At 51.1% G+C, this 12075-nt stretch carries 11 protein-coding genes; 6 read left to right on the forward strand and 5 right to left on the reverse strand.

What is annotated here, in order from left to right; genetic code table 11:
- The first annotated feature begins 122 nt into the window (after positions 1-122).
- The 6 genes from B156_RS0124295 to B156_RS0124320 all read left to right on the forward strand — a co-directional run bounded on the left by B156_RS0124295 (position 123) and on the right by B156_RS0124320 (position 6717).
- Complete coding sequence (locus tag B156_RS0124295; RefSeq protein ID WP_018622405.1) at positions 123-1001, forward strand: STAS domain-containing protein; 879 nt, start codon at positions 123-125, stop codon at positions 999-1001.
- 12 nt (positions 1002-1013) lie between these two features.
- Positions 1014-1397, forward strand: a complete 384-nt coding sequence (locus B156_RS0124300) for an STAS domain-containing protein (RefSeq protein WP_018622406.1) — start codon at positions 1014-1016, stop codon at positions 1395-1397.
- Positions 1378-1803 carry an anti-sigma regulatory factor gene (locus tag B156_RS0124305; protein ID WP_018622407.1) on the forward strand — a complete coding sequence of 142 codons (426 nt, stop codon included), beginning with the start codon at positions 1378-1380 and terminating at the stop codon, positions 1801-1803. Before B156_RS0124300 ends, B156_RS0124305 begins: the two co-directional genes overlap by 20 nt.
- Positions 1796-2809: an ATP-binding SpoIIE family protein phosphatase gene (locus tag B156_RS0124310; protein WP_018622408.1), complete on the forward strand. Its 1014-nt coding sequence runs from the start codon at positions 1796-1798 to the stop codon at positions 2807-2809. Before B156_RS0124305 ends, B156_RS0124310 begins: the two co-directional genes overlap by 8 nt.
- A 4-nt stretch (positions 2810-2813) precedes the next feature.
- The gene (locus B156_RS0124315) at positions 2814-4487 is read left to right on the forward strand and encodes a sensor histidine kinase (RefSeq protein ID WP_018622409.1); all 1674 of its coding nucleotides are present in this window, start codon (positions 2814-2816) and stop codon (positions 4485-4487) included.
- A 169-nt stretch (positions 4488-4656) separates the two neighbouring features.
- Entirely contained in the window at positions 4657-6717 is a 2061-nt protein-coding gene (locus tag B156_RS0124320; RefSeq protein WP_018622410.1) for an alpha-1,4-glucan--maltose-1-phosphate maltosyltransferase, read from the forward strand.
- Between the two features lie 118 nt (positions 6718-6835).
- Here B156_RS0124320 and B156_RS0124325 read toward each other — a convergent pair whose 3' ends face one another.
- The 5 genes from B156_RS0124325 to B156_RS0124345 all read right to left on the reverse strand — a co-directional run bounded on the left by B156_RS0124325 (position 6836) and on the right by B156_RS0124345 (position 12032).
- A complete protein-coding gene (locus tag B156_RS0124325) occupies positions 6836-8827 on the reverse strand; it encodes a M1 family aminopeptidase (RefSeq protein ID WP_018622411.1) in 1992 nt (663 codons plus the stop codon).
- Between the two features lie 55 nt (positions 8828-8882).
- Positions 8883-9545 carry a DUF4230 domain-containing protein gene (locus tag B156_RS0124330; protein ID WP_018622412.1) on the reverse strand — a complete coding sequence of 221 codons (663 nt, stop codon included), beginning with the start codon at positions 9543-9545 and terminating at the stop codon, positions 8883-8885.
- Between the two features lie 95 nt (positions 9546-9640).
- Positions 9641-11245, reverse strand: coding sequence for a ribonuclease Y (rny, locus tag B156_RS0124335; protein WP_018622413.1), 1605 nt, complete (start codon positions 11243-11245; stop codon positions 9641-9643).
- 106 nt (positions 11246-11351) lie between these two features.
- The gene (locus tag B156_RS0124340) at positions 11352-11645 is read right to left on the reverse strand and encodes a cell division protein ZapA (protein ID WP_018622414.1); all 294 of its coding nucleotides are present in this window, start codon (positions 11643-11645) and stop codon (positions 11352-11354) included.
- Positions 11646-11693: 48 nt separating this feature from the next.
- Entirely contained in the window at positions 11694-12032 is a 339-nt protein-coding gene (locus B156_RS0124345) for a hypothetical protein (protein ID WP_018622415.1), read from the reverse strand.
- Between the last annotated feature and the right edge of the window lie 43 nt (positions 12033-12075).

A 12075-nucleotide genomic window follows, 5' to 3' on the forward strand; every position in this document is an offset into this window, starting at 1 on the left:
CAACTAAAATAACAAACTGTTATTGAACGGGTTATCCTTACGTCGATCAAATCGCTGCCAATTCCTCGCTAGACGAACAGGTATAAATAATTACATTTGATAAAATACCACCACGTGTACGTATGACCAGTTCAACCGTCGAATTACTTCGGCAAAAAAAGAAGCAGATTTTAACCGGCTGGATGAACGGTCAACTAGCCGATAGTCAGTTACGGGACGACCTGATGGCTAATGAAGACCTGCACGCTCAGTCGGAAAAGCTACTCGATACCCTCTTCACCGTACTGACTGACGACAGTTTGGATCATCCTGACTCGGCCTCTCTCAACCCCCTGGTGGACATGTTATCGGGTATTTCCAAATCGAGGGCCAGACAGGGATTCACCCCCCGCGAAACAGCCAACTACATCTTTAGCCTGAAGGATACCCTGCTGGAAACGGTCCAGTTTGCCTTGAAAGATAACCCGGAGCGGCTGGTTGGTGAGTCTCTGAAAATCGGCAAGTTCATCGATTCCCTGGGAATCATTACGTTTGAAACCTTTATCCAGGGCCGGGAAGAGATTATTGTTCGTCAGACCGACGAGATGATTAATGTATCAACCCCAGTCGTGCAGATTTGGGAAGGTATTCTGGCCGTCCCACTCATCGGCACCCTCGACAGCTCGCGGGCACTACTGGTCATGGAAAGCCTGCTCCAGGAGATTGTCAACACGGGCAGCAGCATTGCTATTCTGGATATTTCGGGCGTACCGATGGTGGATACCATGGTGGCGCAGAATCTCATAAAAACGGTGAGTGCTACCCGCTTGATGGGAGCCGAATGCATTATTAGTGGCATCCGTCCCGAAATTGCCCAAACGATTGTGCATCTGGGTATCGACCTGTCCACTATCGTAACGAAAGCCTCTCTGGCCAGTGCGCTCAAGCACAGCTTCCGGCTTCTGCGACTGGACGTTAAAAAAGTCCCCACTTCATCATCTGATGGACTGGCTTACGATTAATCCCTGTTGGCAATGGAACGAATCCCAATTCTGAAGATGGGACAATTTTTGCTGGTAACCATTCAGGTTGACCTCTATGATCGCCTGGCCCTTGAGCTGGAAGAAAACCTCATCCGGGCCATTACCCGGCATAACCCCCGGGGGGTGCTCATTGATATTTCGGCCGTGTCAATCATTGACTCGTTTATGGGGCGTATCTTCAGCAATATTGCGCGGATGGCCCAGCTGCTGGATGCCGAAACGGTGGTGGTAGGTATGCAGCCCGCCGTTGCCATCACACTGGTCGAGCTGGGACTGCCGCTGAAGGGTGTTAGAACTGCGTTGAACGTAGAAAGGGGGATGGACCTGTTGGTGAACAAGGTAGATACCAACGAAAATGCTACCAGCAACGACTAATGTTACGGCAACCGAAACGGTATTCGTTGGGCACGAAAAAGATATTATGTTACTCGTTACGCTGATTCGCCAGCACGCCAGTCTGGTTGGCCTGACTTCGCTCGATCAAACAAAACTGATTACCGCTACCAGCGAATTGACTCGAAACATGCTCAACTACGCGGATAAAGGCCAGGTGATAATTGATCAGCTGACCCGGGGAAACCAACGGGGAGTGCAGTTGACCTTTGCGGACAATGGACCGGGCATCGCTGATATCGATCAGGCCATGGAAGATGGCTATTCGAGCGGATTAGGGCTGGGGCTGGGCTTACCCGGTGCCAAACGCTTAATGGACGAGTTTCACATTGCCAGCGTGGTGGGACAGGGCACAACGGTAACGATTGCGAAGTGGACAGATGAATAAGATGCACCACCGCTCATTTGCCGTTACAGACCGTAGCCACGGTGCGATGATTAGCCAGCATACGCGCCAGCTATCCCATGAACTGGGGTTTGCCTCTAAAAAAAAGGGGGAACTCGACATACTCGTAGCCGAACTGGTTTCTAATCTGGTAAAGTACGGAAATGATGGGGAGTTACTGATACGGCCCATTCAGGATAACCATCAAACGGGTATGGAAATCATCAGCGTGGATAGTGGACCAGGAATGGCCGATCCGACCCAAATGCTGGAGGATGGCGTATCCACGGGTGGTTCACTGGGACAGGGCCTGGGAGCTATACAACGCCTGTCGGATGAATTTCAGCTGTATTCGCAACCCGGCACGGGAACGGTGGTACTGGCCCGTCTCTACCAGCACAGAAGCCCTCAAAAACTAACGAGTCAGCTAGCCGATGTCCGATGGATTTGTGTGCCTAAAGCGGGGGAACACGTGTGTGGTGATGCCTGTTACTACCAGCTTACTACATCGTCGCTGAAGTTGTTCCTGGGCGATGGGCTGGGGCATGGCGTAGCGGCAGAAATTGCCGTTTCCCAGGCCATAAACCAGTTGAGCCAATCGCGGGAGACTATGCCGGAAAAGCTGTTGGCACTTATCCATCAGGGTACTACCGGTACCCGGGGCCTGGTAGGTACCTGCGCCGTTTTTGATTTTTCTACCCGGAAATGGATGATTTGCGGAGTGGGAAATATCACAACAAAACTGAGTACGCCGAGAGGAGTAAAAGGGTTCATGGCCCAAAATGGTATTCTGGGTTATGTGATACCCCCTACCTTACTCCCTTCTGAAATGCCCTACGAGCGGGGACAGTGGCTGATTATGACGTCTGACGGACTACGGTCACGCTGGAATCCCGCTCGTTATGCGGGTATCAATCAATATGACGCGTCTATTCTGGCGGCTGTCATTTATAAAGAATGCGCCCGACACACCGACGACATGTCGGTTCTTGTTGGCAAACTCTACTAATTGAATGCATGAATTAACGAGTCTACTGCTGGATAACGAAATGGATCTAATCCTGGTCCATAAGCGAAGTATGAAATTGGCGGAGTTGGCGGGGCTTTCTCTGGCTTCCCAGACAACATTTGCCACGGCCGTGTCGGAAGTAGCCCGATTAGCTATTGCCAACAGCGGTCATGCCTGGTTGATGCTTGGTTTTAACAACGCCGGCGAAGGAAAGGGCTGGAGTATTCTGGCTCATCTGAAGGATCATCGGTCCTACCCTGTCCAAAAAACAGAAACCGCCGTACAGCACGCCCGTCGGTTGGTCGATTCAATGACCATCAACATCAGCGATTCAGGTACCGACATCCGTTTGTACTGCCAGGTCGCCAATATGAGCTCGGTTAGTACGGCACGAATCGAGAACTGGAAAGAGCAATTTTTCCGGGAATCCCCTGCTTCGCCCTACGACGATATAAAACGAAAAAACAGTCAGTTACAGGAACTAGCCGAGCGCCTTACCCAGAGCGAACAACAGTACCGACAGGTAACGAACTCGTTACCGCTCCTTATCTTCTCCATGAATTCCGATGGGCAGTTACTGTATGCCAACCAGGGATTTACAACCTTTTTGAGCGCTACACTGCCCGTTTTGAACAGTAAGGGCTGGCTTAGCTATTTCCATGATGACGACTACATGGCCGTCAAAACCACCTGGATCGACAGCCTGTCTACCGGGTTACCCTGGAAAGGCAGCTGGCGCGTTCGGAGTGGATTGACTGGAGATTACGTTTGGCATATGGTCTCTGCCACTCCGCTAAGGGATTCCGACCAGCGGGTAATTCACTGGACTGGGTTCCTGATGGACATTGATGCCCAGAAAGTGATTGAGCAGACGCTTCGGGATAATGAAGAGCTCCGGAAAAGGAAAGAAACGTTAGAAAACAGTCAGCAACAGTTAGCCGATAATATTGGCGAGCTGAATCGCAGCAATACGGAGCTTGCGCAGTTTGCCTACGTGGCCAGCCATGATTTGCAGGAACCGTTACGAAAAATTCAGGCGTTCAGCACCATGCTGACTCAGCAGTACGCGCCCGCCCTCGACCCAAATGCGCAGGATATAATCCGACGTATGCAATCGGCTACCAGCCGGATGCAGGAGTTAATCCGTGGCTTACTGGCTTACTCACGACTTAATACCGAAAAGCCCTCCCTCCACAAAGTAGCCTTATCGTCCTTACTTGTCGATGTACAGGGGGATCTGGAAGCTGCTATTCGGGAGCGGGAGGCCCAGATTATCGTTGAGCCGTTACCCGACATAGTGGGAAACGGGCTTCAGTTACGCCAGCTGTTCCAAAATCTACTGAGCAATGCCCTGAAATTTACCCCACCCGACCGCACACCCATTATTCGTGTCCGTTCACAACTCATTTCGGGAGATGCTGTACCGGATTCTCTGTCCAAAACGTCTCTCACGTACCTGGAAGTAAGCGTCGTCGACAACGGCATTGGCTTTGATGATAAGTACACCGACCGGATTTTTAATTTGTTTCAGCGGCTGCATGGCCGCTCGGAATATGCAGGCACAGGCATTGGTCTTGCTATTTGCAAAAAGGTGGTCGAAAACCACGGTGGCTACCTTTCAGCCCGAAGTAAAGTAGGGCATGGGTCTACGTTTCTGATCTATTTCCCGGTGAAATAGTTATACCCTGTCTACCCGGAACTACCAGAAAAATAGTAAATAGGGTGGCTTCACGCGGGCAATTCATACGATACCTTAACAGAAAGTAAACAGGAAGCCGGATTCGATAATCCGGCTTTTTTGTAACATTGTCCTGCTAATCCCGATTTAATAGGTAAACAATGACTACATGAATCATCCAGAAAATCGCTCCCTTTCCGCTATTCAGGGCCAGGTCCGCGTAACGATCGAACGGGTATCGCCCGAACTCGATGGAGGACAGTTTCCCATAAAAGCCATTCCCGGTGATGTAATAGCCGTTGAAGCCGACATTTTAGCAGATGGCCACGATTACCTGTCGGCCAAGCTCCTGTATAAACATATTGACGATACAAACTGGTCTGAAATGACAATGGCCTTACTGGTCAACGACCGCTGGGGTGCCTCGTTTATCGTTGAAAAGCAGGGGCGATATCTGTACACGATAGAGGCCTGGGTAAATCATCCGGCTTCGTGGCAGCATGAAATCCACCTGAAAGTAGCCGACGGCCAGCGAATTACCAGCGAACTCCAGGCCGGTGCCCACTACCTGGATGGCATGTTTTTGCGGGCTGGCGTAAAACTGGCAGCGACCAAAGGAAAGGGGAAAAAGAAAAAAGATACGTTCGAGGAGTCCCCCGAAGTGAGCGCATTACGCGATATGGCTGCGCTCTTTAGGGAAGGCGCAGCCCTGACGGATGAGGCTCTGTACAACAAAGCAGTAGCCACTGCCGAGAGCGACCAGTTTACATTTTACGCTAACCGCTATCCCGAACGGCAGCACTCCGCCCGGTACCGGCACGAACTGGCGGTAGAAGTAGACCGGGCACGGGCGGGGTTCAGCACCTGGTATTGCCTGTTTCCCCGCTCGGCATCGCGGCAGGAAGGCGTTCATGGTACCTTCAAAGATGTGGAAGCGCTGCTGCCCCGCATTTCGAAAATGGGCTTCGACGTGTTGTACCTACCCCCGATTCATCCCATCGGTACGGCTTTCCGAAAGGGAAAAAACAACTCGGTCGTTTGTCAGCCCGGCGAGCCAGGGGTTCCGTACGGTATCGGGTCAGAACTGGGTGGACACGACGCAATTCACCCCGAATTAGGTACTGTCGATGATTTCAAACACCTTATCGCCATTGCGGGCAACTACGGCATGGAGATAGCGATGGACCTCGCCATTCAGTGCTCACCCGACCATCCCTGGGCTAAAGACCATCCCGAATGGTTCAAAAAACGACCCGATGGCACCATTCAATACGCCGAAAATCCACCCAAAAAATACCAGGATATCTACCCGGTTTATTTTGAAACGGAAGACTGGCAAAACCTGTGGGAAGAACTCAAACGCGTTATGCTGGTATGGGCTTCGTGGGGCGTTCGAATCATCCGGGTCGATAATCCGCACACCAAGCCATTTGTATTCTGGGAGTGGCTGATTGCCCAGGTGAAGCAGGAGTTTCCGGATATGATCTTCCTGGCCGAAGCCTTTACCAAACCAAAAGTGATGCAGGAGCTGGCCAAACGTGGATTTGCTCATTCCTACACCTACTATACCTGGCGCAACAGCAAGTACGAACTGGAGGAATACATGACGGAACTAACCCAAACCGGTGGTCGACCGGATGCGATGGCTTACTATTTCCGCCCTAACTTCTGGCCCACCACGCACGACATTAACCCGTATAGTTTGCAGGGTGGACACGAGCCGCAGTTCATAATTCGTTTCCTGCTGGCGGCCACGCTATCCAGTAATTACGGCATCTACGGACCTTCGTTCGAGTTGATGGAGCACGTTCCTTTTCCGAACAAAGAGGATTACCTGAACTCCGAGAAGTACGAAATCCGGCTTTGGGACTGGGAGAAAACCAACCGGCTAACGTACCTGATTGAGCTTGTCAACCGGATTCGGCACGAGAACGCGGCCCTGCAAACAACCAACAACATTACGTTCTGCCAAGTCAATGACGATGCCATCATGGCCTACCTGAAAACGTCTGGTTCCAATCGCCTGCTTATCATTATCAACACCGATGCGTACAACCGTCGGGCTGGCATCGTTCAGGTACCCATCTGGCAACTGGGCATTGGTCCCGACCAGTCCTATACCGTTCACGACCTGCTCACCGAAGCGTATTATACCTGGCAGGGTGAACAAAATTATGTGGAACTGGACCCGTATGTACTACCCATGCACCTATTCCGAATCGAGCTGTAAGAACACAAGATTGCTCAAAAAAAGGACGCGCTACGGTAGCACGTCCTTTTTTTCTGCTCGTAAAGCGAGTTAGTGGATTGTCAATTCTCCCCCGTTGTACAGTTACCCGGCGGATTCCTCAGGGCACCACCACAACCCGACTTTCGGACCCGGAAGTAGTTTGGACTGTGATGGCGTAACGCCCTGCCGAAAGCCCGTGTACATTAATGACTTTACTATGATTGCCCGATGCCAGGCCGGTTTCACTCGTTTGCCTGAGGGGCTGACCGGTGAGATTTGTCAGTACCAACGAAACGGGCCCGGAGGCTGTCAGGGTAAAATCAACAGTCAGCGTTTCGGCGGTGGGATTTGGGTAAACGCGCAAGCCGGTCAGAATGGGTTCTGTCACACCCGTTACGGTCGTCAGGGTCGATGTCGTTTTCAGATTTTTTAAAATCCAGTTGTTTGGATCGATAACCACATTGGTGATTGTTCCGCGTGCGGTCAGTGTGAATGTCTGGTCGGCCTGATCATTAAAAACGGTAATGGTGGTATCCCCCGCCGTCGACAATACCCGCATCTGCACGGGCATGGTAAACGAAGCCGGACTGGCGGTAAGCGCATTGGTTTGCTGCAGGCGTACCGTTGCCGAATTACCCCCACCCGTAATGGTAGCGGTATAGCTGGGGAAACCTTCGCCGTAAATCCACTGCTTAAAAAAGTAGTCCAGATTTTTGCTGGAAACCTGCTGCGCCACCGCCTGAAAATCCTCCGTCACGGCTGTGCTATACGCCAGTGCTGGTGTAGCCGCGTAGGTGCGTAGAGTCCTGTAAAACGTACTATCGCCCACTATGCCCCGAAGCATGTGAAGCACTGTAGCCCCCTTTGAGTAGCTCCGATTGGTATTGAAAATACTTCCTATGCTGCTGATGTCCTGTACGTAAATAGAGCCACGCGCCAGCCGGGCACCATTCATAAAATTAGCCATGTAGGTTTGATAACCCGACTGCCCGCCAACCAATTCAGCATAAACGGCCTCGCCATAGGAAGCAAACCCTTCATTGAGCCAGATATTCTGCCAGTCGCGACAGGTAATCTTATCGCCAAACCACTGGTGCGCCAGTTCATGCGCAATAACGGAAGGTGTCAACGCCGAGATACCCATTGACGACACGGTCTGGTGCTCCATTCCTCCATTGTCCCGGGCAAACTGGGCATGACCATATTTTTCCCGCAAAAATGGATAAGGGCCGAACCGGTTGGTAAACACCTGCATGATGGCCGGGGTCTGGGCCAGATTGGCCTGTACGCCCGGTAGGTCCTCGGGATAAATGTAGTGCGTAATGGGTAACGTCTGGCTCCCGTAGGCAAACGGGGTTTCCAGTTGGGCGTAGTTGGAAACGGCAATTGAAATCAGGTACTGGGCAATGGGATAGCTGTTTTTCCAGAAGTAGGTTTTAGTCCCGTCGGTGTTGGTCGTTGTACTAATGAGTTTCCCGTTGGAAACGGATACCAGCTGTGCCGGAGCCGTAATCCGTACCGACGACGAATCCGCTTTATCGGCGGGTGTATCCCGGCACGGAAACCAGCTTGAGGCTCCGTAAGGTTCGCTCAAACTCCAGATGACCGGATCGGCGGTGTTCTCATGTTTATCGAACTTAAAACTCTGCTGTTCGTAACTGGGAACACCCTGGTAATAAACCGTCAGCGTCAGGGCCTGACCATTGGCTACCGGTTGCGGGGGTGTTACAGTCAGTTTGTTCTGGGCGTGCTGGAACCTAACTTTCTGCGTACCGACCCTCACGGAGTCGACCCGTAACCCTTCGGTGGCGGATGCCGTGGTACTGAAATCCAGGAAAAAAGAGGCCAGGCTGGCTACAGTGCTTTTCAGCGTGATGGTAGCCGCCCCCCGCAGGTTGTTAGGGGTCGTTGCCAGGCGCAGGTCAAGACCGTAGTACGTAACGTCTATTGATGGGTCGCCGGGATAGGCCAGCCGCGCCCTGGGGTTAGTGGCCAGCCGTTCAGCCGCGCGCATTTTCCCCGTCTGGCAGGCCTCTATCCCTTCACTTACACTCTGGGCACTGGCAAGTGAAGAAACCAGAAGCAGGACCAACGGGTATAAACTTTTCATACGAATAGCATCTTGCTGACTTAACCGGTCAGTTTATAAGTTAGTTAAACGATCATTACTCTTTTTCCCGACCTATATTCAGTAGCGGGGATTCCTGCGTATCAGCCTCGGCTTTGACTTTAAGGGCATCCAGCCTTTTCTGGTCGGCTTCGGGAAGTTGCAGGCTCCAGCCCATCGAACTGGCCAACTGATACATCATGTACTGAATCTGGTTATTGGCGATTTTGGGTAGATCGCTCTGCATAGCCCGCTCATTCATGGCCCGCTTGGCATCCTCCAGAATCTGGGTATAATCTTCGCTGTTAAAGTAGTTCAGATACCCCGCCTGTATATCGTAAAACTGATAATCGGTATCAATCGACAGAATTTCCGGTTCAGGGAAGGCCTCTATAATAAGCTTTTTTTCGCCGTTATCCGGGGCACGAAACCGAACTTTGGCAAAGTCGAAACCCACCAGTACTTTCGATTTAGCAATGACCATCGCTTTCTTGGGGTCATTCAGCACATACAGGATTTTTTTCTGGTCCTGGTAGTTGTAAATCTCCGAGAAGTACCCTTCGGCCATCACCACTTTGAACACTTTCTCGATACGTTCCAGCAGCACTACTGAATCGCGCTGAATGCCGGTTTGGCCCACGCGTTTGCGTACTACATTGGCGAAGGCCAGTCCCCCGCCCGCACCAACGAGCAGCAGTAAAACGGTGGTAAAAAAGTCCATAGGTCTTTTAATGTATAGCCTAAAATAAAAAATGCACAATGAGTAGTGGTCTGTCAGCACCATCATCCATTGTACATTTTTTATTGTGGAAGCAGTTACTTCGCGTATGCAACTGCCCTCATTTCCCGAATTACAGTTACCTTGATTTGACCGGGGTACTGCATTTCTTTCTCTATCTTCTGCGAGATTTCGTAAGACAGCACGCCCGCCCGTTCGTCGGATACGTGGTCGGCATCCACCATGATGCGGAGTTCGCGACCCGCCTGAATAGCGTAGCATTTGGTTACACCGGGGAAGTTACCCGCCAGTTCTTCCAGTTCTTTCAGTCGCTTGATGTAGGATTCCATCATTTCGCGCCGGGCACCGGGGCGTGAACCAGATACGGCATCACACACCTGCACAATGGGCGAAATCATGCTGGTCATCTCTATTTCGTCGTGGTGAGCACCAATGGCGTTGATGACTTCCGGATTCTCTTTGTATTTCTTCGCCAGTTCCATGCCCAGAATAGCGTGGGGTAGTTCTGCCTCTTCGGGCCACACTTTACCGATGTCGTGGAGCAGACCGGCACGTTTCGCCAGCTTGGCATTCAGGCCTAATTCAGCCGCCATCGTGGCGCAGAGTTTAGCCACCTCGCGGGAGTGTTGCAGCAGATTCTGCCCATAACTGGACCGGAAACGCATCCGCCCTACCATCTTGATTAGTTCGGGGTGCAGGCCGTGAATACCTAGGTCAATGACGGTTCGCTCGCCAATTTCCACGATTTCGTCTTCAATGTTCTTGCGGGTTTTGGCTACAATCTCTTCAATACGGGCGGGGTGAATACGGCCATCCTGTACCAGCCGGTGCAGCGACAGGCGGGCAATTTCGCGCCGTACCGGATCGAAGCCGGAAATGATAATGGCTTCAGGGGTGTCGTCCACAATAATTTCGACACCGGTAGCGGCTTCGAGCGCGCGAATGTTGCGGCCTTCGCGGCCAATAACTTTCCCCTTAACGTCGTCGGATTCAATGTTGAAAACGGACACGCAGTTTTCGATAGCGTGCTCGGTAGCCGTACGCTGAATGGTTTCGATAACCACCTTTTTAGCTTCTTTGGTAGCCGTCAGTTTCGCTTCTTCAACAATGTTTTTGATGTATGAACTGGCCCGGGTTTCGGCTTCTGCCCGCAGGGTTTCCATGAGTTGTTCACGCGCCTGGTCGGCGGAGAGACCCGCGATTTTTTCCAGTTGGGATACCTGATCGGCCAGCATAGTATCGGCTTCCTGTTGCCGGCGGTCTACGTCTTCCTTGCGCCGGTTGAGGGCATCTACCTGCTGAGCGAGACTGTTTTTTTGTTGCCCGATTTCGTTCCGCTGCTGGTTCAGTTCCTGTTCTTTGGTACGCTGCTGGTCGGCCTGCTGGCCCAGTTGCTGTTCGCGCTGCTTGAGTTTATTCTCGTTCTGAAGGAGTAAATTTCGTTTCTGACTGGTTGTTTCTTCAAATTCCGCCTTTAACTTCAGGTACTTTTCTTTGGCTTCCAGCATCCGGTCTTTCTTGATGTTTTCCGCCTGCAATTCCGCATTCTTAATAATTGTTGCGGCCTGTTCTTCGGCTTCTTTTTCGTGCTTTGCCCGTACACCCGCCATCATTTGACGGCCAATCAATATGCCTATACCACCCCCTACGAGGGCAGCAAGAATCGTTAACCAAATGTCCATTGGACTATATCGTTAGTGGTTGAAAAAATGAATTAATCGACCTGCTGCGATACGGCTGTCCTGAACACAAACCCTCACTTGTACGAACTGGATGTCCGCCGTTTATTTATGTTGAAATGGCCGGCGCCACTACATGATCTAATTGAGTTATTTTGTCAAATACCATTTGTTGTAATCGCTGCATTTTTCGTTCTCCTCTGATCTTTAAGACCAGGCTGTCGAAGGCTATCATGGCCAGGGCCTCCTGTGTATCTGTGTGCCCTAACTCCCGATATTTGGTCAGTTCTTCCTGAATTATCTTCGCGGCTTCACGCACAACGGTTTCCGATTCCGGATCTACAGATAGCCTGTAGGGCCGGTCCGCAATTTTTACGTTTACGCGAATTGGCAGTTCTTCCATTGCTGCAGTCGGCTCGGTAAGGGCCTGAACCCCAGAGTCAATTTGGTTTTATGACAAACTACTCAAATGAGCAATACACCGTTCCAGTTCCCGGATATACTCGTCGAGTTGGTGTTTTAATTCAGCATTCGTATCTGTAACAGACAAGTTGTCTTTTACAATTATACTACTATCTTTTGAATTTGATGTGTTTTTTTCTGGTTTGTCGGTTTTTTTCTGTAATTCGATGACTCGTTCCTGCTGCGCTTTCAGGCTGATGTTCAGCACCTCTTTTTCCCGCTCCAGTTGCTTTATCTGGTCTTTTGCTCCGGCATATAACTCCCTCAGAACCCGAATCTTACCATCCAGTCGTTCAATTAATACGAGAATGTCATGTTCACTAACCACGGCTTCTTAATGAGTGAGTAAGCGGATGAATGACGGAATAACC

The organism is Spirosoma luteum DSM 19990 (assembly GCF_000374065.1).
Taxonomy (GTDB): Bacteria; Bacteroidota; Bacteroidia; order Cytophagales; family Spirosomataceae; genus Spirosoma; species Spirosoma luteum.

What these genes read in the sequence shown, in the direction of transcription:
- B156_RS0124295 (WP_018622405.1), top strand. Translation starts at nt 123, where the DNA reads ATGACCAGTTCAACCGTCGAATTACTTCGGCAAAAAAAGAAGCAGATT.
- B156_RS0124340 (WP_018622414.1), bottom strand. Translation starts at nt 11,645, where the DNA reads ATGGAAGAACTGCCAATTCGCGTAAACGTAAAAATTGCGGACCGGCCC.
- B156_RS0124315 (WP_018622409.1), top strand. Translation starts at nt 2,814, where the DNA reads ATGCATGAATTAACGAGTCTACTGCTGGATAACGAAATGGATCTAATC.
- B156_RS0124300 (WP_018622406.1), top strand. Translation starts at nt 1,014, where the DNA reads ATGGAACGAATCCCAATTCTGAAGATGGGACAATTTTTGCTGGTAACC.
- rny (WP_018622413.1), bottom strand. Translation starts at nt 11,245, where the DNA reads ATGGACATTTGGTTAACGATTCTTGCTGCCCTCGTAGGGGGTGGTATA.
- B156_RS0124325 (WP_018622411.1), bottom strand. Translation starts at nt 8,827, where the DNA reads ATGAAAAGTTTATACCCGTTGGTCCTGCTTCTGGTTTCTTCACTTGCC.
- B156_RS0124305 (WP_018622407.1), top strand. Translation starts at nt 1,378, where the DNA reads ATGCTACCAGCAACGACTAATGTTACGGCAACCGAAACGGTATTCGTT.
- B156_RS0124310 (WP_018622408.1), top strand. Translation starts at nt 1,796, where the DNA reads ATGAATAAGATGCACCACCGCTCATTTGCCGTTACAGACCGTAGCCAC.
- B156_RS0124320 (WP_018622410.1), top strand. Translation starts at nt 4,657, where the DNA reads ATGAATCATCCAGAAAATCGCTCCCTTTCCGCTATTCAGGGCCAGGTC.
- B156_RS0124330 (WP_018622412.1), bottom strand. Translation starts at nt 9,545, where the DNA reads ATGGACTTTTTTACCACCGTTTTACTGCTGCTCGTTGGTGCGGGCGGG.